Genomic DNA, 22,436 nt, shown 5'->3' with positions numbered 1-22,436 from the left:
TTTTTGCACTCTTTTTACTCATTTCTATTAGAAATCAAAGTTATCAGGATCTGGACCAACGCGGTGATTTTGATTTAATGCATCGATTTTTTCCATATCTTCTTTCGTTAATTCAAAGTTAAATACATCTGCATTTGCAATAATGCGGTGCTCTTTCGTTGATTTTGGAATTGTGATCACTTCATTTTGAAGGTCCCAACGTAAAATCACTTGTGCTGTTGTTTTACCATGTTTCTCAGCAATTGCCTGTAATGTTTCATTATCTAATAATTGACCTTGCATAAGTGGTGACCATGCTTCCATTTGAATGCCTTGTTCTTTACAGAAAGCTTGTAATTCTTTTTGTGTTAAACGAGGATGGTATTCTACTTGGTTGATCATCGGCTTAATTTCTGCATCTTTTATTACATCTTGCAGATGGTGAATTTGGAAATTACTTACGCCAATTGCACGTACACGCTTTTCTTTATAAAGTGTTTCTAACGCTCTCCATGTATCTTTATATTTCCCTTCTACAGGCCAGTGAACAAGATATAAATCTAAATAATCTAGCTTTAATTTTTTTAAGCTCTCTTCGTATGCAGCAATCGTTTCTTCATATCCTTGATCTGCGTTCCATACTTTTGAAGTAATAAATAATTCTTCTCTTGAAATACCAGTTGCTTCAATACCGGCACGAATCCCCTCACCTACAGCTGCTTCATTTCCGTAAATTGCAGCTGTATCGATGCTGCGGTATCCTGCTTTAATTGCTGATTTAATCGCTTCTACAAGTTCTGGTCCTTCTTCTACTTTAAATACACCTAAACCAAACCAAGGCATTTCCACACCATTACTTAATACTGTTTTACTTTGTAAATTTTTCATTTTATTTTCTCTCCTTTTATTTTACTTGATCTCTTTTTTCTAATGTCATGCTCCATGCTGTTAAAATAACAGCACCTACTACCATAATGCCGCCTACCCAAGCTGTATGAATTAACCCTAACGAGTTCGTTACAATACCGCCTAAATAAGCACCAAGAGCAATTCCAGCATTAAACGCCGCAATATTAATTGCCGATGCAACATCGACAGCACTCGGTACAAATCGTTCAGCTAACATTACGACGTATACTTGTAACCCTGGAACATTCATAAATGCGAATAGCCCCATTAAAATAATTGTGATTAACCCAGCTACCTTAAATGGTGCCGTAAATGTTAAAACAAATAGTATAATCGCTTGAATAAAGAACATGTAGAATAGCGCTCGAATTGGATTATGATTCGATAATTTTCCGCCAATCACATTCCCTATCGCAATGGCGATTCCATACACTAATAAAATGATAGTAACCGTATTTGCTTTAAATCCTGTTACCTCTTGTAATAACGGAGATAAATACGTAAAAGTTACGAATGTTCCCCCATATCCTAATGCAGTAATAATGAAAACTAGTAACAGTCTTCCGTTCGTAATCAGTTTAAATTGATCGCGGAATGATACAGACGCACCTTTTTTCATATTAGATGGAATGAGAATACTATTTGCAATTAAGGCGATAATTCCAATTACTACAATTGCTAAAAATGATGTTCTCCAGCCAAATTGTTGACCAATAAATGTTCCAATTGGTGCCCCTGTAATAGTTGCAACTGTTACACCAGTAAACATAATCGCAATCGCGCTAGCCCGTTTATTTTCTGGGACAAGTGCCGCAGCAATTGTTGAACCAATTGACATAAACACACCATGCGAAAGTGCAGAAACAATTCGCGCAATAAGTAATACAGTGAAGCTTGTTGCTACCGCTGCGATTCCGTTACCAATAATGAAAATAATCATAATCCACATTAATAACGTTTTTCGTGACATATTAGCTGTTAATGACGTTAATACTGGAGCCCCAAACGCTACGCCTAACGCATATAAAGAAACTGTTAAACCAGCCGTTGTAACCGACACATGTAAATCTTCCGAAATAGATGGTAATAAACCGACACTAACAAATTCAGTTGTCCCAATCCCGAACGCACTAATTGCTAACGCTAACAACGCAAATATACTTCTTCGATTCGTCTGAACTTCTGAAGACGATGCTGTATATGAATTCAATTGAGTTTCCCCTCTTCCCTATAATTCCTATCATAATAGTGCGATAAAAAGGCCCTTTTATCTTCTAAAAAACATATTTAATCTCTACAAACGCTATTATGAATGGTTTCATTCTTTTTTTAAAGAACGCACTTTAAAGTACTATAGGTACTTTTTAGTACCGTAAAGCTTGTCTCTCTCTCTTACATGTACTATTATTAAATATATTCAATACAATGAATAGTACGTACTTTAAAGTGCTGTAGGTACTAAAAAGTAACATAGTTAGTTACCAGTACCATAAAGCTTGTTTCTCTCTTACATGTGCTATTATGAATGATAATCACCCTAATAAAAAGTACGTACTTTAAAGTACTATAGGTACTAAAAAGTAACATTTATATAACCTAGCTTATTTTGCTCAAAAATTGAAATCTACATTCCATGAAAAAGACTTTCAAATGAAGAAATACACTTTCCCGTAGAGGCAACTTTAGAGAATATTACTTAAACATATAAAGGATCATGTTCATTACCACAGACAAATAATAAAAAGGCAAAAACGAACAGAAATGTGTTCATTTTTGCCTTTTTTATTTAATGATTAAAATGTACGACTTTTGGAAAGGAAATCTGCATTAGCTCCTGTTACACCACTTTGTCCCCAGTTCCCTGGAATCATTTCACGAATAAGAATTAGCACTTTATCCAAAGGGGCATGAGTATATTTAGATGTTACTTGTGTAAGTTCGTTTACCCACTTATCCTTTGTCTCTTGATCAAATGTATTCCATATATCAATCTTAATAATAGCCATTCCATTAACGTTACGACCTAGTGTATCGTAAGACTCTTTTGTCTCCCAATCGGACACCCTACTTTTCACAGCAAAGGTAGCATCACTTGCTACAGCCCCAGCTTTCCCCCAATTTTCTTTCTCAAGTTCCGTTATCAACACTTGAATTTTGTCAGGGACAATTTTTAATAGTTTTATTGTAAGTTCCGTTACATGATAAATGAATTCCTTCTTTTTTTCTGTTGACATGGTTGGCCAAGTATTTAGCTCAATTAATGGCATAGTGTTGCCCCCTAAAATTAATTATCTATTGACTCGTTACAACTATTGGTTCAAATGATTTTTAACTGCTCTTACTACCAATTCATGATCTTCTTCTGGTGGTAATCCTGAAACTGTTATCATTCCAATAACCCCTACGTTTTTTATTCTGATAGGAAAGCATCCACCAAACGCAGCATATTCTGAAGTATCTAAAAGATATTTTTCATTATATGAAATTCCAGTTATTTCACTTTGTATCTGCATATAATACGAGCTACGATCATGCAGGGAAACGACTCGTTTTTTACGCTCAATCCATTTCGTATTTTCCGCATTTGTCCCTGTCATCTTGAAATGAAATAATTGCACACCATTTTTCGTTATATCAACAGCAATCAATTTCCCCTCTCGCTTTGCTGTTTCAACGATAAATAAACCTAGTTGCAAGGCATCTTCATTTGTAAAAGAGGAAAATTGAAGTGTTTCCTCCTCTGTTAAAATTTGTTTACTTATTTCATTCAAATTTGAAGTGCTCATATCTTTAACCTCCATAATTGTTTTATGCCACACCGGCATTTTTTTCGAAATTATTAGGCCATATAGTACAACCCTTCAATCAATCTGATTCTAAATAAACTGCTGTAACATCGTTGGTAACTAGTAGTACCGTAAAGCTTGTTTTCTTCTTACTGGTGCTATTATGAATGATATTCAAAGTTATAAAAAGTACGCACTTTAAAGTGCTATAGGTACTTTAAAGTACTATTCTATTTATCCCTATCTTACAGAGACTATTATGAAATATATTTAACATCTTAAAAATGTATGTACTAAAGAATAATATTTTTAATCACTAACTTTTTGATCAGTCGTTATAATTCAATTTCATCAAAATTTTTATCAATTATTACACTATCCAACAATAGGAGGAAACAAAGATGGATGAAAATATATCCAAAAGCTGAAAAGCAGTTGAGTCCCTTGAGGAAATAGTTATAATTCACTACTTATAGAAATAGACATACAAAAACGCCATCCTTTCCTATAATTCTAAAGAAAGAATAGCGTATTCTTTTCAAAAATGAGTTCTTTTATTGAGAAACTTTGATTCTATATCATACATAAAAGGGCAACCAGTGCTAAAACAGCTGGAAGACCTTGTTTCACAATAATTGATTTATTAGATGTGAAACCTCCAAAAATAGCTGCTATCACCACACAAATCACGAAAAATAATTGCACCATATAACCAATTGGATTGAGCCCAAGTACAAGTCCCCAAATGAGACCAGCCGCTAAAAATCCATTATATAAACCTTGATTTGCAAACATAATGGCTACGTTTCGATCTCCTTCTAAATGCTTCGGTAATTTGAAAGCACGTTTCGCTACTTTTGAATCAATAAAAAACATTTCAAGGATCATGATAAACAAATGTTCTAATGCTACGATCCCGACTAAAATAGCTGCGATTATTTCCACACTATTCTGCCCCCTACACTCTCTATTCTTTCATATTCTCTACATTTTTTTGCATCTGTAATAGAACATGAATAAGTATTTTGCGTTCTTCTCCACTGATATTTACGAACATTTCCTTCATAAAATGTTCCTTTTCTTTCTTGTCAAAATATTAATTGATATATCAATTATTGATATATCAATTAATATACATCTCTCTTTTTATTTTTGCAAGTTTTTTTGCTCAATTGGTTTTATTTTGTTCCAGCAACTTTAAACCAATTCAAAACATCAGTTCGCATTTCTAGAAATCATAATTACTTTAAGTTCATTCTGACAATCCTATTTAACTAAATATATAAAAGAATTGAGTTATATCTCCATCAATTTATAAAAATTATTTTTTTCTAAAAACAGATACTTTACGTTTTTTATAGTAATAAAAATTTTTTTGTTTCAGAGGCAATCCATTTTGTTAGCTTGATGGGCATAGGATAGCACCCATATGACGAACCAATTATCTTTCAAGAAGACGGCTAGAAATCTGGATTTGGTACAGGAGTTGCCTACTTCCCCGATCCAGATGGTACTAATTTAGAGCTAATTGCTCCAAAAGGTCCATTTAGACGTGACTAATTAAAATATATTAATACTGAAAAACCACCTTTATGAGAGGTGGTTTTTTGTTGCTAATGGTCAAGATTAATATTGGGGTCTGATTGACACCTATTCCTTTTCCATATCTTTCATCATGCCATCGAAAGAATAGTCTTATAGCTATTTCAAATATTTCGGCAGCACTATATCGCTAGCAAGCTAAAATTTCATGGTACTCCCCAAAAAAATCTGCTGAATCATAACCAAAAGTTCATTTTATCATTTCGAGGTAATTCGAAATTCTTAAGTTGTTGGGCACAGGGTACAGCTGAAAAACAGTGTATATTCATTAACTTCAAACTAATTTTGATGTAACAAAATTGTATTTATACCTTTTTAACAAATTCAGATTTTAATTTCATAGCTCCAAAACCATCAATTTTACAATCAATATCATGATCTCCATCAACTAATCGGATACTCTTTACTTTTGTACCAATTTTTACAACTGATGAAGTTCCTTTTACTTTAAGATCTTTAATTACTGTTACAGAATCACCATCGTTTAAAATATTTCCATTTGCATCTTTAATTACCTTTGTATCTTCACTATTTTCAGCTTCTAATTCTAAAGTCCACTCATGAGCACATTCTGGACAAACAAAAAGATTCCCATCTTCGTAAGTGTATTCTGAATTACATTTTGGACAATTTGGTAAATTAGACATATTTTTATTTCCTCCACTCGTTTTCGTGTATTCTATTAAATAAATATTATTTTTAATTTCCCTTTTTCGTTTAAATATACGGGAAATATTCTCTTCTTACTGTTTGATACTTATTTGTTGAATGTATAAAAAAACTACTTGTTCACACCTTGTAAAAAATCTTCTCCACATTCTCCAAAGCAAACTTTCTTCTTCTCTATTTTTTAATAAAATGATGAAAAAGTAGATTAAATCAAACAAACTTTGTATGTGAAGTGAAATTTTTAAAAATCTAATGCATTTACTTTATTCTTTATTGTATTGATTTCCTGAGATTGCTGAGAAAGCCCTGTACACTCATGAAAAGCAAAATGCTTACACCCTATACATTTTTTTGTATTCAGATGTCCTAAAGCACAATTAATTGCTTCCCCGGTATGATCAAAAAAGTTTTCTTTCCCAATTTCAGCGTACAATCCATTCTTATCTAGATTGGCTTTTAGCTCTGATTGAATTCCAGAAATAAGAAGTACGCCACCTTGTTTTTTGAAGTGCTGAACAATATTCCTAAAGTAAGACTCTCCTGTGGTATCAATAAAAGGAACTTTTCCCATACGTAAAATTAAAACTTTAGGTTTATAATGAATAGTCGCTAAAATATTTTGTTCAAATGTTTGAGCAGCCCCAAAGAATAATGGGCCTTCTATTGTATAAATACTAATTTGTGGACAATCATGAGCTTTATTTACTACATGCGATAACAATTTTTCATTCTTTTTTGTATGATCAGGAAGCACTTTAGATATAACAAGCATATTACTCATACGTTTTGTAAACAAAATAACAGCTAAAATAAGACCGATCTCCACAGCTGTTGTTAAACTAGTAAATACAGTAAGTAAAAATGTTACTAGTAATACAAGGGAATCTCCTGTCTTCATTTTGAGTATGTGATAAAAATGTTTTTGTTCGCTCATATTCCAAGCTACCACCATTAAAATGGGAGCCATACTAGCAAGAGGAATATGTGAAGCATATGGAGCTAACAGTAAAAGTGTCAATAACACAAATCCCCCATGAATAATACCCGACATCGGAGATACAGCCCCACTCTTAATATTAGTCGCTGTACGAGCAATTGCTCCAGTTGCTGGAATCCCGCCAAATAACGGGGTAACAATATTTGCAATCCCCTGACCGACAAGCTCTTTGTTACTGTTGTGTTTACTATTTGTCATACCATCTGCCACGACAGCGGATAAAAGCGACTCAATTCCACCGAGCATCGCAATAACAAATGCAGGACCAATTAACTGTTTTATACGTTCTAATGTGATTTCTGGTATATCAAACTGAGGAATTGTATTTGGAATCGTGCCATATGCTGTACCAATAGTAGGTACATGACCTGAGAAAAATACAGTTGCAATTACAGTTGAAATAACAACACCTACTAATGAACCAGGCACTTTTGGTAAAATCTTTGGTGTTATGAGTATAACAAAAAAGCAAATCAAAGCAGTTATAACACTATAAAAATTGGTAGTACTGATATGAGTGAAGAGTTCCTTCAAATTCGCTAGAAATTCCTCATGCTTTTTTATACCTGTTAAACCTAAAAAACTAGCAATTTGTCCCGTAAAGATAATAACAGCAATACCTGAAGTAAAACCAATTGTTACAGGACGTGGAATAAACTTAATTAAAGAGCCTAGCTTGAAGATTCCCATAAGACATAAAATAATTCCAGCTAACAAACCCGCGAGTAGTAAATTTTCGTATCCATAGGTAATTACAACTCCTAAAAGAATCGGAACAAAAGCACCTGTAGGTCCTCCAATTTGATACTTCGAACCACCAAACAGTGAAATGAGTATTCCAGCAATACAGGTTGTATAAATCCCATACTCTGGCTTAACACCAGAGGCAATAGCAAAAGACATAGCAAGTGGAATCGCAACAACCCCAACAATCATTCCTGAAAGAAGATCCTTTTGAAAATGTGCTAATGAATATCCTTCAAACCTTCCTGTAAATAACTTTCTCATTACAAACCCTTCTTTTCTATTTTTAATAGATCTGGATTACAAATGTATTTCTCGGTCCCTTATACAGAAAATTGTCCTTTTCACAAAAAGAAAAACCATCCTAATATTTACTATATGTTTTACTTAAATGACACTCCAATTCACCTATATCTCCACCTTGTTGTACATAGGATTTTAATCTTTCTGCTAGACGTTCTCCGGCTCTACTATCTAGCTTCTTCGTATCAATAAACGATCTAATCCTTACCTTATCTGGTGTAATATCTCTACGAAACATTTGTCCTGGAATTTCACTCCAAAAACGATTCCATTCATCCAGTAATCCTAGTTGATCAAATAAAAAACCTTGAATTCCGCATAACCAAGCTGTACAAGCAGTATTTCTTTTTCGACATCCAACTCCATCTTGTAAATATTGGCATGAAAAACAACAAGAATTCCCACTTTTTATACAAACTTCACAAACGTAATGAGCTCCTAATGAGCGAAATGTTTCAATCCCATGTTGGATGATATCTTCTTTCTTAACCTCAATACTCAACCTATCCCTCCTTGGCCATCATTTCACTTTCTGCTTCATCTAGCTCTTCTAACATTGAAATCGTATCGATTAAATGGTTATTAAAAATCTTCCGTGCAACCACCAATAAATCCACAATAATAGGGTCTCGTAAAGAATATAAAACTCTTTTTCCATCTTTCCTACCAACAACAATATTTTTTGAACGTAGTACACTTAATTGCTGAGAAACAGCTGAGCCTTCCTTATTTAAAATATCTTGAATTTCGTTTACGCTTTTTTCACCTTCTGACAATAATTCTAAAATACCTATTCGCAAAGGGTGTGCTAAGGCTTTAAAGAAATCTGCTTTAAATTGTTGCATTTCGTTTCCCATTGAAATCCCTCCGTTACTTTTCCTCAATTTCAAAAAGTATCATATACATCTTCAAATGTTTGAATATGTATATGATACTTTTAAAACCTCGAATTTTCAATACAAATTTTACAATATTAAATAAGCATCAAATAGAGAAATATACTATTCAAATTCAGGTTCAAAATTTATTATCCAAAATAAAAGCGCCTAACATATTAGGGATATATAATACGTTAGGCGCTTGATATTTAAAATTTTTCGATTTAGGTCTTGATAATATTGGATGAGTATATGACCAAAACGCTAGATGACTAATATGAATAAACTTATTTGTAAAATTAATTCCTTAGAATATTTTAAGAGCAAGTTTTGAAAAAAACTATTCAAAACTTGCTCCTTATTTTCTCAGATCCAACTATTTTGATACTAAAACCAACAGTAGTGAATTAGAATAATGACTTAATACTTGCTAAGACAGTAAGTACACCTACAATAATAACAAATACGTTGCTCATTTTCCCTTTGTATTTAGCTAGTACTGGCACTTTTTGAATCGCATACATCGGTAATAGACATAAGATAGCAGCAACTAAAGGACCGCTTAGAGAATCAATAAGTCCAAGAATACTTGGATTTGTATAAGCAACAAACCAGCATGATAATACAACAAAAGTAAGAATTATTGTCTTAATTGTTTTTTCTTCAATATCTTTTCCACGTGATTTACCAAACTTAATAATCATGTCACGCATTACTTCAAATGCTCCTATATAATGGCCAAGGAAAGACTTTGTAATAGCCACAAAAGCAATAATTGGAGCTGCAATAGTGATTACAGGCGAATTAAGCTCATTAGCAAGATATGAAAGAATTGATAAGTTTTGTTCTTTTGCCATTTTTATGTCATCTGGAGTCAAGCTCAATGCGCTACTCCAAACGAAGAACATAACAACAGCGAATGTCATGATATAACAAACCTTTTGTATTTGCGCACATTTAGCATCAGTGGCTTCGATTCCATACGTAGCTCTCTGTTTCACAACAAATGATGAAATCATAGGTGAATGATTAAATGAGAATACGATGATTGGTAGAATCATCAATATCGTCCCAAAATAGCCTGTTCCTGTTGAAGCAGTTGAAACAGCTGAAAAACTAAGCATTGACGTATTCCACTGTGGAATTAAAGATATTGCGATAAACAGTAGAGAAACTATGAAAGGATACACTAACATACTCATTACCTTTACAGTAATATCTTGACCAAAATTCAGTATAGCGATAAGACCAAGAACTAATACAAGTGATAAAATAGCTCTTGGAGGTTCTGGCATGTGCAATTGATGCACGATAAAACTACTTGCAGTGTTTGTAAGCGCAACCGAATACATTAGTACGATTGTATAAATTGAACCGAAATATACGATGTTAAAAATGATACTCGCTTTATTTCCGAAATACTCTCTAATTGTACCTGTGATCCCCTCATCAGCAGAATTAGAAGCGTATATCATTTTAGCAAGTGCCCTATGTGAGTAGTACATAACTGGATATGCAAGCAATGTAATTAGTAGTAAAGATAATAAACCACCTGAACCTGCATTAATCGGTAAAAAGAGCACCCCTGCTCCAATTGCAGTTCCAAATAGACTGAGTGCCCATGTAGTATCCTGCTTATGCCACTTTTTCGGATCTGCATATTGCTCATTTTTTAGTGCGGTATTTTCAGCTTGAACTTCTATTTTCTTTGCAGTATTCCCGTTCATATAATAACTCCCCCTTGTATCTATTCCTGCATCTCTCTTTGCACCTAACAAATATTCCCTTTTTGGAAAATGAATTCCTTACAAGTTGCCCCACATTGTATGTCCTTCATCATAATGAATCCAAATTGAAACATTCGCTAATTAGCGTCCTAATATAATTGTTAGCGTTCACAAAAAAGTTTACTCGTAATATCCGCTCTTTATATAAAGACCCCTTAAGAGAACAATATAGAATAGACTTCATAAATACGTTGCAACATTTCTAATAACAGTGTATTACTTTAATGGTTTCTCTTTTTTACTTTTAAAAGTAATTTTAGCTAAACCGGCCTCTCTTCATTTGCGAGGCATTTCTTTCTCAATTCTATACATTACTTTCATAACTTCGGTAGCACTGATGATATTGCTCACACAAGCCACTGAAGCACATTACATACATTTCGCCTCTAATCACACACCTTTCTTACTAATAATCGCATTTTTTATATTTTCTCCAGAGATAATAAAATTTCTCTCGACGCCCTCATTATAACGTGTATATTTATAAAATTAATATTTTTATATTTTCAGAAATATTAAAGAGGAATAATTTTATATGGATAATATTTTATAGTTAGCATGTAGCCATTGTTTTTATCGCTTAAAGCTGAATTAGTTAGTAAAAAAATACAATAATACATTGTTTTTCTAGGTGACTTATTATAAAGATACTTATATCCCCTTTTATCAAAAAATTTTATTTTAAACATAAAAGATATTCTAATAAATAATTAATGTAGGTAAAAAGAAAAAAATCCCAAAATACAAAAACCAATTTTTAGGATATATATTATTAATACTGAATTCATATACAATTTAAAAAGATACACTGAGCAAAAAACAAAAAAGCTGCCCCATATGGACAGCTCATTTACATAATTATCGTTATCAGGAATACACAAACAAATCACTTCAATATCATCTTAATTGTAGTTTGTTCGGCTCTTCTTTAGGGATATCTCTATGTTTGTAATGAATCGTTTTTACATCATTTCCTTTTATGCGAAAAGTAATTGTGTCCTCTCCATAAGGCGGATTGTGTGCACCCTCAAAAGTTTAAATTTTAAAATCCCTCATTAACTAGCTCTTTTATCGAGTTTAATTTTGAAGAAAGCTCGATAAACCATTCTTCATCCCCCGTTAATAATGCAAGATCTATAAGATAAAGGATTTGTTCCTTATTTATTACCTTTGATTCAGGGAGTTTGTTAACGTGTTTACTAAAGAGTAAAATCGCTTCGTTTATTGTGTACTGGCCGTCACGTTTCACAATACTAACTGTAACTATATCCTCTACATCATCAAGTGATACAATATAACCAACTATTAATTCACCTTCATTTGATATTCCACGAACCCAATCTCCTACTTTTAAAACATGATTATTATTTGACATCATACCGTTTCACCTTCCTATAAATATTTTTTGTGACGATAAAAAAGATATAAAAACAAATTATACTGTAATATTTTTCATTACATTTAAGTGTTAAGAACTCACGGCTATATAATAATTAAGCCGCTTAACGCTCTTGATTGATAAGGTCAACAACTTCTTTCATTGTATAATTCTTTAAGTATTCACCTAGATGCTCTTCAGCACCTAAGAAAATAGCGAAAAGAACTTTTCGCATGTTCGAACCTACAACACACTGATTGTTTGATTCTGGACACTTCGGCTGCAAAGCACCTTCAGAGGTTATCTGATAAATATGCCAAAGATTAATTTCATCTAAATCGCGAGCGAAAATAAAACCTCCACCAGTTCCCTCTTTCGATTGTATAAACTTATGTTTTTTTAACAAACTTAGTACTTTGCGAATGCGTACTGGGTGAACACCTGCACTTTCTGAAATAGCATTACTTGTTGACATCCGGTCTGGCTGTAAAGCTAAATAAGTTAAACTGTGTATGGCCAAGGTAAAGTCGCTGTTCATTGTTTTCCTCCTACAATCAAAAATATTGTTTCTCCTATATTAACATACTGTAGCCATAAACATTACAGATAGGTTAGTTGAACGTTAAAACATGTGGAATGCTTCTTGCCATAAAAAATTAATTCCCTTATATTCTATCCCGTCCCACCTATATCTGATAACTTCATTTAGCTTTTTAAGTTAAAAAGAAAATTAAACACTCCACTGTTTCTTCACTTGTTCTTCTGCCAACTGTTCAATTTTTGTCCAAATCGTATCTTTACTCACAATAACATTTGTTTGATAATTTCTATCATTATAATTAACTGTAACACATACTTCAATCATCTTCTGCTTCCTCCTTTCAAGAAAATTTCTTATTTATATTTAATACCTGAAAAATTTTGAATTTAGTTATAATCTCTAGCATATAACTTCATTTTTTTAAATAATTAAGTTTAAAAACCCCACTGTTTCTTCACTTGTTCTTCTGCCAACTGTTCAATTTTTGTCCAAATCGTATCTTTGTTCACAATGACATTTGTTTGATAGTTTCTATCTTTATAATTAACTGTAACGCATACTTCTATCACCTTCAGTTTCCTCCTTTCAAAAAATTTCTCTTTCATACTATTACTTATTAATTAGCCAACTTTTGCAGTTCAATGTTTAAAAATGTTCGGACACTACGTGGTAAAAATTTGCGAATTTCTTCTTCGTTAAAACCAATTTGCAATCTTTTTTCGTCCAGCATAATCGGGCGACGCAACATTAGTGGATGCTCAATTATTAATGTATAAAATTCATTTAGCGAGAGCTCATCAATATTTATATTTAAGTCCTGAAAAGTTTTGGATCTAGTTGAAATAATTTCAGTAGCCCCCTCTTCAGTTAAACGAAGAATCGATTTAAGCTCATCAACTGTCATAGAATTTGATACGATGTTTTTTTCAATATAATCAATTTGATGCTCTTCAAGCCATGCTTTCGCTTTTCGGCATGAAGCACAGCTTGCTGTTGTATATAGAATTACCATATTTAACTCACTCCTTTAATGTTATTAAACGTACATTTTAAATATCGCTTATTGAAATGTATTAAAAAAAATTACAGTTTAGAATCAAATTCACATAATGTTAATTATTCAGCAATGTTTCATTTATCTCTATTATTCATGCTACATTTTACAGACGTTAACAACTCACTTTTAAAAATCTTACTGTAATTTTAAACTTTACAGTTCAATTAATCAACTGTTAAGTCTTGGATTAATTTTAATAACACAACAAATTATTCTCATGTAAAATTCCCCATAGCATGATGGCTCCTTCAAAGCACATTTCACGCATTTCTTGCTTACAAGTGCTATTATGGATTATATTCATCCTAATAAAAAGTACGTACTTTAAAGTGTTATAGGTACTAAAAAGTAACATATGCATTTTTAAGTGCCGTTCTGCTTATTTCTCTCTTACATCGGTTATTATGACCGATATTTAGCACAATAAATAGTACGCACTTTAAAGTGTTATAGGTACTAAAAAGAAATAATTTTAGTATTGCAACGGATGTAGGCTCACAACTGTAATCTAAATTCATCAAAGGAGTTTTTTTATGAAGACATACAATATTCCTGTAGAAGCGACTTTAGAAGTTATTGGCGGAAAGTGGAAAGTTGTTATCCTTTGTCATTTAAAAAAAGGAACAAAAAGAACGAGTGAATTAAAACGTTTAATGCCTGGTATTACGCAAAAAATGTTAACGCAACAATTACGAGAACTAGAAGAAGATGGTGTAATCCAAAGGAAAGTATATGACCAAGTACCACCAAAAGTAGAGTATTCTTTAACGGATTACGGTTCGTCTTTAGGAGCTATACTCGATTCCCTCTGTTCCTGGGGAGAAGTTCATCTTGAAAAAACCGGGAACACATCCATGCTGATTACAGCAGATGAATCATAACTGTAGAAGACATAAAATAGGTTGAGACAATGCTTGCCTCAACCTATTTTATGTCTCTTTATAATTTTTTTGCCGTAATGACTGTTTCAAACTCAAAGGTTTCCGGTAGATGATCTGCATAAGAATATTCAAAAGTTCGTCCATCCGTTAAGTAAGCTACTTGCTCAACTCGCATTAGGAAATCCTGATTTGTTAAGTTCATAAACTGCTTTTCCCTATCATCTGGGCGAATCCCTTTAACCCTGACAACAGATGTCCCTACTTCAAGACCAAGTTTATTTTGAATATGTGAGTATATCGACTCCTCTAAAACAGAAGCTTCAACACCTGGGATAACCGAAATTGGCATCCATGTATGCTCCATAATCGTCGGAATGCTGTGAATGATGCGGAGGCGAATGATTTTATAGACGAAATCACCAATTGAAACTCCCAATTTCTCAGCAACTACTTCATCAGCACCTACAATCGCAAACTCGATAATTTTACTTTCTACCTCACTACCGTAAACAGCTTTCGTACCTGTTAAAGTTTGAATCATTCGTGCCTTTTCCTGCTGATGCCAATCTTGTACCACTGTTCCACTTCCGCGCCGACGGATAATGTAGCCGTCTCTTACTAATAGATCCAGCGCTTTTTTAATCGTAAGTGCTGAAACATCGAATTCTTCAGCAAGGACGGAGCTACTCGGAATTTTTTCGTTGATTTTATATTCACCGTCTAAAATTTGCTGTTTAATCTTTTGATAAATGCCGAGGTATTTTACTTGTGTTGATCCGCTTGCCATTTCCATACCTCCTTTATACTGCAAACTCTCTTCTATTCATTCAAATGTAAAGCCTCAAGTTTGTAAACTGAAGGTGATGGGGCAGCAAATCCGTTTTCCAAGATTTCAATATTCGTTACTGCTTCTTCATCTTTCACAAGTTTTGGTGCACCATTTACAATTGTGTCATACGCTGCATCATAGAAACGACCGTAATCACCAAGCGGCGTTTTAATTTGTTTTTCAATCCAGTCACCATTTGCATTACGATACTTAGCAATTCCATAATACATCGGCGAATCTTCACCAAATCCTGCACTCTTAGGCATAATACCCGCTTTCAAATCATTTTCCTGCTGATCTTCACCGTATTTAATAAAAGAGCCATTTGTTCCATGAACGATAAAGCGTGGATACTCTTTTGCTACGATATGGTTCGTTTTCAGCTTAATCTTCAACTGATTTCCATAATGTAGACCAACATCGAAATAGTTATCAACCGCACCTTCCACTTCATTATTACGAATATCGTATGTCACTGTATTTGGACGGCCGAATAGTGAAATCATGCGGTCCATCGTATGAATACCTAAACTGTAAAATGAACCTTCTTCTTTTGGAGCTTCATGAGTGATTGAACTAGGACGGAAATAATCAATATGTGATTCAATCTCAATAATATCACCAAGGAATCCTTGTTCAATTACTTGCTTCACAGCTAAAAAATCACCATCAAAACGGCGGTTTTGATAAGGCATAACGACTACACCTTTCTCTCGTCCTAATGCTAATAATTCTTTGGCGTGTTCTACTGTATCGCAAAATGGTTTTTCAACGATAACTGATTTTCCGGCTAGTATAACTTTTTTTGCTAATTCATAATGCGTATGTGCTGGCGTACAGATCGTCACGACTTGAATTTCTTTGTCATTCAACAATTCGTCCAAATCAGTAGTGAAGTAAACACCTCTTTCCTCATATGGAGCCGCTAATTCTTCATTTATTTGACGTACAAAAATCGTTTTTACTTTTATATTATTACGTGTCTTTAGATAAGGTAGGTGATAACGGTTAGCTGATTTTCCAAATCCAATAAAGCCCATTGTTAATGTCATGTTCTTCAACTTCCTTGCTCATAAATTTTCGTTTCTACATTTATTATATATTTTTTCTTTAAAAGTATATAGTTTTAATTTTAAAATTATATACTAAAAAGTCGAGATAGAAATCATTTTCTGATTCCCATCTCGACTTTACGTTATAGACTTATATCCTATCATCATTTTATTTATACTCAATGACTTGAGAGCTACTTGGTTACATGCTCTTATTCATACATATACGAACGTGTCATCGGAATTGTATCATTAATCCCTTTTGTAAATACAAATTGATGTAAATCAATATTACCTGTAAAGAACGAAGCTGCACATGCATTTAAATATAAACGCCACATGCGGATAAATCGCTCATCTTTCGTTTTACGAACTTCCTCTAGTACGTTTTCAAAATTTCGAGCCCAATGTTGTAATGTTTTTCCGTAATGTCTACGTAAGCTTTCTACATCCACAATAAAAAATTGTTCGTTTGTCATGTTCGTGATTAATTCGTTCACAGCAGGAACATACCCACCAGGGAATATATATTTTTCAATCCAACCATTCGTAGCACCACCATTAGCCGGAGAAGTAATGCAATGCAGCAGAGAAATCCCGCCATCATTTAGTAGTTTGTTAACTGTTTCAAAGTATTGCTTAATGTTGTCTTTTCCTACATGTTCGATCATACCTACACTAACAATTTTATCAAATTTACGATTCTTAATATCGCGGTAATCAAGTAAAGATACTTCAACTAAATCTGTAAGTCCCTCTTGTTTAATTCGCTCGGAAGTCTTTGCAAATTGTTCCTCACTTAACGTTACTCCCATCGCTTTCACACCGTACTGCTTAGCGGCAGCTGTAATGAGCTCACCCCACCCGCAACCGATGTCTAATAGCGTATCACCTTTTTGAAGGTTCAACTTTTTCAAAATATGATTTACTTTATTATGTTGAGCTGTCGTTAAAGAATCTTGCTCATTTTGGAAATATGCACAAGAATATGTCATTGTTTCATCAAGCCATAATTTATAGAAATCGTTCCCAATATCATAATGATGAGCAATATCATCTTTATTTTTTTGTTTTGAGAAATTCCATTTACTTTTGAAATATTGCAACTTACTATCACCTAAAAAGCTATCCTGCCTTTTATAAATAGATTGAATTGCTTTTTCAAGGTTACCCTCTATTTCAAGGTCTCCATTCATATATGCTTCACCGAATGCAATAGAAGGATCCTTAGCAATTTCTTTTTTTGAGAGCGGCTTATGGAATGTTATATGAAATTGAGGTTCCCCTTCGCCATATTGTATTGTTTCTCCATTCCAAAGTGTAATTTGAACTGGATCTGAAAACAGATTTTTAAGTATTTTTTTATAAAAAAGTTCTTCAACCATAAAAACATCTCCTACTAAAAAATTGAACAAAAAACTATACTAGTTAATAAGTCTTTTTGAACATAGCTTAAAATCTTTATGACTTCTTGCTACGAGTGTCATTATAAAACGGTTATATTATGAAGCATAGTACGTACTTTAAAGTGATGTAGGCACTTTTAAGTACCCATGGCTGAAACAGGTCCTCAAAAATTTTACTTTTCATCATAACAACTTTCTAAAGTTTTAAAACGAAAAACACCACCTCTTCATTAGGTGGTGTTTTCAATATTACATATAGAGATTTCACTTAACTTCTGTGTTTTTTCTATCTATGCATCGTTCTCCCCATGCGGTTAATTGATTTAATACATTTTGTAAAGACCACCCATAATCGGTTAGGGAGTATTCTACTCGAGGGGGAATTTCTTTGTAAATTTCACGTGTAATCACACCATCTTCTTCCAGCTCACGTAGTTGCTGCGTTAACATTCTCACAGAAATTTCAGGAATTAGACGTTGCAACTCACTCGTTCTCTTCGTCCCTTTCGTTAAGTGACATAAAATGACGACCTTCCACTTTCCACCGATAATTTCTAAAGTTGCTTCTATAGGTATATTATATTGTTTCACGCGATCTCCTCTCCTTTTTTATAAATTCCTTATCTATTGTTACGTAAAAATAAATAATTTTCTATACGGCACATTTTAGTTCCTACAGCACAAAAAAGTACCTATATTACAAAAAAGTAATTATGCTGCTTGGGAGAATGGCGTTCGTTACTTTGATACAGCTCCACTTTATGGATCTGGCTTAGCGGAGATTCGTCTTGGTGAAGCACTATCAAAAAGAAATCGTGATGATTACTTTTTAAGTACGAAAGTAGGTCGAACTATTTCGGATGAATTAGAAGATCCATCTGCACGTGATTTAGGTGAAAAAGGCGGGCTTTTCGAATTTGGTCGCAAAAATAAAATGATCAATGACTATAGCGCAGATGCAACACTTCGTTCTATCGAGCAAAGTTTGAAACGTTTAAAAACAGATCGTCTAGACTTTGTTTTCATTCATGATTTAGCACAAGACTTTTATGGTGATGCGTGGATTTCACAATTTGAAATTGCTCGAACAGGAGCATTCCGTGCGCTAACACGTTTACGTGAAGAAGGAGTCATTAAAGGCTGGGGGCTTGGAGTAAACAAAGTAGAATCAATTGAACTTATGCTTGATTTAGAAGAAGCGAAACCAAATATATCCTTATTAGCTGGTCGCTATTCATTATTAGACCACGAACGTGCATTGCAACGAGTAATGCCTGCAGCTGTAAAGCATAATATGGATATTGTTGTTGGTGGCCCATATAGCTCAGGTATTCTTGCTGGAGGCGCTCACTTCGAATATCAAAAAGCATCGCCAGAAATTATTGCAAAAGTTGAGAAAATCAAAGCTCTTGCAGATCGTCACGAAATCAGCATCAAAGCTGCTGCACTACAATTTTCACTAGCCAATCCAGCAGTTGCTGCTGTTGTTCCTGGTGCAAGTAAACCGGAACGCATTGTAGAAGACCAAAATGCCTTAAATACAGTAATTCCAGCAGCATTCTGGGAAGAAATGCGCGAACAAAAATTAGTAGCACTTAATGCACCACTACCAATCAACGTAAAATAATAATATAACTTTAATCAGTGGGAGCATCCCCCACTGATTATTTACCCGTAAATACCGTGATGAAAAGGAGCGTAATGAATATGGCACATACTACTACATCTATGGAAATTTTTGCTTCACCTGAACAAGTATGGCAATTAATCGGAGGTTTCAACTCCCTTCCAGACTGGTTACCTTATATACCTAGCAGTAAATTAACTGAAGGCGGTCGTGTACGTCATCTAGCTAACCCAGATGGCGATACAATTATAGAACGATTAGAAGTATTCAATGATAAAGAGCGCTACTACACGTATTCAATCATGAATGCACCGTTCCCAGTCACTAATTATTTATCTACAATCCAGGTGAAAGAAGGTACTGAAAGTAACACATCGTTAGTAGAGTGGTCTGGTACATTCACTCCTGTTGAGGCTAGTGATGAAGAGGCAATAAATCTGTTTCAAGGTATTTACAGTGATGGATTGAAAGCATTGCAGCAAGCATTTCTAGATTAATTTACTAAAAACAATGAAAAGCAAAGCGATATCGCTTTGCTTTTTTTATAAAATCCCTTTTAACTTTTCACCAATTAACTTCGCTACATACTCATAACCTTCTGGCCCAAAGTGTAATCCATCTTTTTCATCATTTTCTACAAACCTTTTATAATTCAGTTCTTGAATCATTTCAGCATACAAATTTAGAAAATAGCTTCCTGTTTCTTTTGCCACTTTCTCCACCACGTCTGCATACTGACTAAGCACTCTATTTGTTCTATTATGCTGTCTTTCTTCATCAACTGGTGCAGGACTAATCAGTAGTACTTTATCTGATGAAACTTGGTTCACAATCTTCTCTAAGTTTTCTTTATATGCTTGTAATGACACTTGAGAAAAAGAAACTGCATCATTCGTACCAAGAAAAACTGTTATGAAATCTGGTTTATATAATATTACATCTTCTTCAATCCTATTTAACGCATCGAATGTATTATCACCTGGAACACCTGCATTCACTACTATCCAATTCGGAAACATCTCTTGCAAACGTGGTGTTAATCTCGGCATTCCATCATAAAATGTTTCATCAGCTGTAATACTATCTCCAAAACATACTAACGTTTTCATTGAGCTACTCTCCTTTTACGTATGAAACAACTTTCCTTCTATTGCTTTTATATATCTTTCAGCAGAACGTTCAACTGCCTCATTTGCATTTTCTTTTACTACTCGATGAAAAGCGTTGTATAAACGATTAAACTGTAACGGCTTCACTCGATTCACCATTTCTTCCACTTTCCTCGCTGGTAGTGGAATTAAGTTTGGATAGCTGTACATGAAGCTTACCCACCGCTCATCTGCTACAACTTGAATAATATCACCTGTTAACAAAATCCCTTTTCCATCATTACCTTCTTCCCAATGCAATACAGAACCACCACTAAAATGTCCTCCAAGACGATGTACAGTAATCCCATCCGCTAATTGTAAAGACTCACCAGACCAATAAATAATACGACTACTTGGGCGCATCACCCATTCTTTATCATCTTCGTGTATATAAATTGGTACATCAAATGTCTCTGCCCATTCTACTTGCGTTGAATAATAATGAGGATGAGACAATGCAATCGCATCTAATCCACCAAGCTCTTTTATTTTCGCAATTGTCGTTTCATCTAAATATGTAATGCAGTCCCATAGCAATCGATATGACTCTGTTTTCACTACAAATGCCGTTTGACCGATCGCAAATCCTGGTTTTGTCGTAATACTATAAAGTCCATTTTCCTCTTCAATTATTTCATTTTTATATGTATCACCTGTTTGTAAGTTTTCTAGCGTCGTCCAAGACTGCCCTTTCGGATTCACATATTGCCTCTCTTCATCACAAATATGACAACTCACCGGTTCCTCTACACTCGCTGCATACTGCACACCGCACGTTGTACAAACGTAATTTTTCATCATAATTCCCCCTATCCCTAAATTTTTATTAAGCTGCTTTTTTATGTTCAATTAATAAACTTATAAAAATAAGTAAATAGACAAATGTAACCGATAATGGAATTACAGTAAATCCTTTTTCGCTTCTACAACATTCATCTCACCATCTCCCCTAAAAATATTTGTACTATAAAGTCACCTCAACCTCACCCATCCAATAACGCCAAGCTGCTAAATAATCTTCTAAATCTTTCGGGTGGTGCCGTAAACATGTATCTATACGCAAATATAATCCTATGACTATCTCTTCATATAAATCACGGTCATTTTTATGAAATACACATTGTTTCATCGCATAACCAATCGTTTCTTTTGTTAAATCTTCCGGAGTTGAACAGAACGCATAAATTAAATCATATATAGGATCTCCTAACACTGGTAAAGGATCAATTACACCGTGCAGCTCATTCTCTTTAAATATAAAGTTATGAAATCCAAGATCACCATGCAATAAAAACGGCTGATTTATTCCAGCGTCCCTATTCGCTAACTTAAGAACCGTTCTATACTCTTCTTCACTTATGTAACGCCTTACATTTTCATGAGCTTCTATCACATTTGTTGTTAAAAATTCACTCCAAGATTGAACCTTATTTTCTTTCCATCCCCAGCCATCAACCTCTGTAGCTACTTCATACTCATTGATAACTTCTTTTACAAGTTTACAAAGAACACTCCGTTTATAGCCTAGTTTGCAAGAAGTTGTGCCCTCAAGGAATGAGTAAACAATATAGCGATTTAAAGGTTCCTTATAAAAAAGCTTTGGAAATAATTCATCCTTTTTATAAAACTGAAGAAAATAAGCTTCTTCACGTATGACATCCGATTCATTCAACTTTACAACGTATTGTTCATCTAACAAATATATAGTACTTGTTGTTCCCCCGTTTAACACTTTTACACTATTTGGATAATGTGAAATCACTTTCTCCTTAACTAGTTGTGCAGTGATTATTGAAATATCCATTCTCTCACCCTTTAACTCCGAATATTCCCTTAATTCAAAAGACAACTTTACTATTA

The 22,436-nt window shown here is 33.8% G+C and carries 23 protein-coding genes and 5 pseudogenes; 4 read left to right on the top strand and 24 right to left on the bottom strand.

The genetic code is table 11. From position 1 onward, the window contains the following. Nucleotides 1-27 precede the first annotated feature (27 nt). From ACZDYH_RS06490 to ACZDYH_RS06470, 5 genes are all read right to left on the bottom strand, one after another. Nucleotides 28-867, bottom strand: a complete 840-nt coding sequence (locus ACZDYH_RS06490) for an aldo/keto reductase (RefSeq protein ID WP_016123061.1) — start codon at nt 865-867, stop codon at nt 28-30. Between the two features lie 16 nt (nt 868-883). Beyond that, nucleotides 884-2,098 carry an MFS transporter gene (locus ACZDYH_RS06485; RefSeq protein WP_001089896.1) on the bottom strand — a complete coding sequence of 405 codons (1,215 nt, stop codon included), beginning with the start codon at nt 2,096-2,098 and terminating at the stop codon, nt 884-886. 583 nt (nt 2,099-2,681) lie between these two features. Next, on the bottom strand, nt 2,682-3,155 hold the full coding sequence (locus tag ACZDYH_RS06480) for a tautomerase family protein (RefSeq protein WP_088363230.1): 474 nt from the start codon (nt 3,153-3,155) through the stop codon (nt 2,682-2,684). Between the two features lie 42 nt (nt 3,156-3,197). Beyond that, a complete protein-coding gene (locus ACZDYH_RS06475; protein WP_139849025.1) occupies nt 3,198-3,713 on the bottom strand; it encodes a heme-degrading domain-containing protein in 516 nt (171 codons plus the stop codon). A 534-nt stretch (nt 3,714-4,247) separates the two neighbouring features. Then, a complete protein-coding gene (locus ACZDYH_RS06470) occupies nt 4,248-4,619 on the bottom strand; it encodes a DUF1304 domain-containing protein (RefSeq protein WP_000402472.1) in 372 nt (123 codons plus the stop codon). A 480-nt stretch (nt 4,620-5,099) separates the two neighbouring features. On the opposite strand from ACZDYH_RS06470, the pseudogene ACZDYH_RS06465 reads away from it, so the two are divergent. Continuing rightward, a pseudogene (locus ACZDYH_RS06465) lies at nt 5,100-5,234 on the top strand (VOC family protein); the annotation flags it as partial. Between the two features lie 347 nt (nt 5,235-5,581). Here ACZDYH_RS06465 and ACZDYH_RS06460 read toward each other — a convergent pair. The 11 genes and pseudogenes from ACZDYH_RS06460 to spxA form a co-directional block, all read right to left on the bottom strand. After that, nucleotides 5,582-5,923 carry a zinc ribbon domain-containing protein YjdM gene (locus tag ACZDYH_RS06460; RefSeq protein ID WP_000067658.1) on the bottom strand — a complete coding sequence of 114 codons (342 nt, stop codon included), beginning with the start codon at nt 5,921-5,923 and terminating at the stop codon, nt 5,582-5,584. 263 nt (nt 5,924-6,186) lie between these two features. Beyond that, nucleotides 6,187-7,950, bottom strand: coding sequence for a SulP family inorganic anion transporter (locus ACZDYH_RS06455; RefSeq protein ID WP_071739360.1), 1,764 nt, complete (start codon nt 7,948-7,950; stop codon nt 6,187-6,189). 100 nt (nt 7,951-8,050) lie between these two features. Further along, nucleotides 8,051-8,491: a DNA mismatch repair protein gene (locus ACZDYH_RS06450; RefSeq protein ID WP_071739359.1), complete on the bottom strand. Its 441-nt coding sequence runs from the start codon at nt 8,489-8,491 to the stop codon at nt 8,051-8,053. A gap of 1 nt (nt 8,492) precedes the next feature. Further along, the gene (locus ACZDYH_RS06445; protein ID WP_000526187.1) at nt 8,493-8,846 is read right to left on the bottom strand and encodes an ArsR/SmtB family transcription factor; all 354 of its coding nucleotides are present in this window, start codon (nt 8,844-8,846) and stop codon (nt 8,493-8,495) included. 428 nt (nt 8,847-9,274) lie between these two features. Continuing rightward, nucleotides 9,275-10,594: an aromatic amino acid transport family protein gene (locus tag ACZDYH_RS06440; RefSeq protein WP_001014168.1), complete on the bottom strand. Its 1,320-nt coding sequence runs from the start codon at nt 10,592-10,594 to the stop codon at nt 9,275-9,277. A gap of 957 nt (nt 10,595-11,551) precedes the next feature. Further along, a pseudogene (locus ACZDYH_RS06435) lies at nt 11,552-11,689 on the bottom strand (DUF3888 domain-containing protein); the annotation flags it as partial. 7 nt (nt 11,690-11,696) lie between these two features. Further along, complete coding sequence (locus ACZDYH_RS06430) at nt 11,697-12,032, bottom strand: IDEAL domain-containing protein (protein WP_000987462.1); 336 nt, start codon at nt 12,030-12,032, stop codon at nt 11,697-11,699. A 124-nt stretch (nt 12,033-12,156) separates the two neighbouring features. Continuing rightward, a complete protein-coding gene (saiR, locus tag ACZDYH_RS06425) occupies nt 12,157-12,570 on the bottom strand; it encodes an Rrf2-family transcriptional regulator SaiR (protein ID WP_001083465.1) in 414 nt (137 codons plus the stop codon). 192 nt (nt 12,571-12,762) lie between these two features. Further along, on the bottom strand, nt 12,763-12,897 hold the full coding sequence (locus ACZDYH_RS06420) for a BA3454 family stress response protein (RefSeq protein WP_000573530.1): 135 nt from the start codon (nt 12,895-12,897) through the stop codon (nt 12,763-12,765). A 110-nt stretch (nt 12,898-13,007) separates the two neighbouring features. Next, on the bottom strand, nt 13,008-13,142 hold the full coding sequence (locus ACZDYH_RS06415) for a BA3454 family stress response protein (RefSeq protein ID WP_000573515.1): 135 nt from the start codon (nt 13,140-13,142) through the stop codon (nt 13,008-13,010). Nucleotides 13,143-13,189: 47 nt separating this feature from the next. Continuing rightward, nucleotides 13,190-13,585 (bottom strand): transcriptional regulator SpxA, encoded by a 396-nt coding sequence (gene spxA, locus ACZDYH_RS06410; protein ID WP_000236189.1) that lies wholly within the window; start codon nt 13,583-13,585, stop codon nt 13,190-13,192. A 578-nt stretch (nt 13,586-14,163) separates the two neighbouring features. Between spxA and ACZDYH_RS06405 the strand changes: the two genes are divergently transcribed. After that, complete coding sequence (locus ACZDYH_RS06405; RefSeq protein ID WP_000860832.1) at nt 14,164-14,511, top strand: winged helix-turn-helix transcriptional regulator; 348 nt, start codon at nt 14,164-14,166, stop codon at nt 14,509-14,511. A 48-nt stretch (nt 14,512-14,559) separates the two neighbouring features. Here ACZDYH_RS06405 and ACZDYH_RS06400 read toward each other — a convergent pair. From ACZDYH_RS06400 to ACZDYH_RS06385, 4 genes and pseudogenes are all read right to left on the bottom strand, one after another. Then, nucleotides 14,560-15,298: pseudogene (locus ACZDYH_RS06400) on the bottom strand (GntR family transcriptional regulator). Between the two features lie 32 nt (nt 15,299-15,330). Further along, nucleotides 15,331-16,392, bottom strand: a complete 1,062-nt coding sequence (locus tag ACZDYH_RS06395; RefSeq protein ID WP_088363231.1) for an oxidoreductase — start codon at nt 16,390-16,392, stop codon at nt 15,331-15,333. Nucleotides 16,393-16,604: 212 nt separating this feature from the next. Continuing rightward, nucleotides 16,605-17,777: a cyclopropane-fatty-acyl-phospholipid synthase gene (locus ACZDYH_RS06390; RefSeq protein ID WP_088363232.1), complete on the bottom strand. Its 1,173-nt coding sequence runs from the start codon at nt 17,775-17,777 to the stop codon at nt 16,605-16,607. A gap of 285 nt (nt 17,778-18,062) precedes the next feature. After that, the gene (locus ACZDYH_RS06385) at nt 18,063-18,389 is read right to left on the bottom strand and encodes a winged helix-turn-helix transcriptional regulator (protein ID WP_000816339.1); all 327 of its coding nucleotides are present in this window, start codon (nt 18,387-18,389) and stop codon (nt 18,063-18,065) included. A 124-nt stretch (nt 18,390-18,513) separates the two neighbouring features. Between ACZDYH_RS06385 and ACZDYH_RS06380 the strand changes: the two are divergent. After that, nucleotides 18,514-19,425 (top strand): annotated as a pseudogene (locus tag ACZDYH_RS06380) (aldo/keto reductase); the annotation flags it as partial. Between the two features lie 80 nt (nt 19,426-19,505). After that, nucleotides 19,506-19,922: an SRPBCC family protein gene (locus tag ACZDYH_RS06375; RefSeq protein ID WP_088363234.1), complete on the top strand. Its 417-nt coding sequence runs from the start codon at nt 19,506-19,508 to the stop codon at nt 19,920-19,922. A 45-nt stretch (nt 19,923-19,967) separates the two neighbouring features. Here the strand turns inward: ACZDYH_RS06375 and ACZDYH_RS06370 are convergent, their stop codons facing one another. From ACZDYH_RS06370 to ACZDYH_RS06355, 4 genes and pseudogenes are all read right to left on the bottom strand, one after another. Then, nucleotides 19,968-20,534: an SGNH/GDSL hydrolase family protein gene (locus ACZDYH_RS06370; protein WP_434712442.1), complete on the bottom strand. Its 567-nt coding sequence runs from the start codon at nt 20,532-20,534 to the stop codon at nt 19,968-19,970. A 15-nt stretch (nt 20,535-20,549) separates the two neighbouring features. Further along, nucleotides 20,550-21,377 carry an MBL fold metallo-hydrolase gene (locus ACZDYH_RS06365; RefSeq protein ID WP_088363236.1) on the bottom strand — a complete coding sequence of 276 codons (828 nt, stop codon included), beginning with the start codon at nt 21,375-21,377 and terminating at the stop codon, nt 20,550-20,552. A 25-nt stretch (nt 21,378-21,402) separates the two neighbouring features. Next, nucleotides 21,403-21,498, bottom strand: a pseudogene (locus ACZDYH_RS06360) (DUF7010 family protein); the annotation flags it as partial. 42 nt (nt 21,499-21,540) lie between these two features. Then, the gene (locus ACZDYH_RS06355; protein WP_102956248.1) at nt 21,541-22,380 is read right to left on the bottom strand and encodes a phosphotransferase; all 840 of its coding nucleotides are present in this window, start codon (nt 22,378-22,380) and stop codon (nt 21,541-21,543) included. Nucleotides 22,381-22,436 lie beyond the last annotated feature (56 nt).

It is taken from the genome of Bacillus sp. EB V-12, assembly GCF_056158125.1.
The sequence above is the reverse complement of the archived record's forward strand: the minus strand, read 5'-3'. Positions and strand labels throughout refer to the sequence as shown.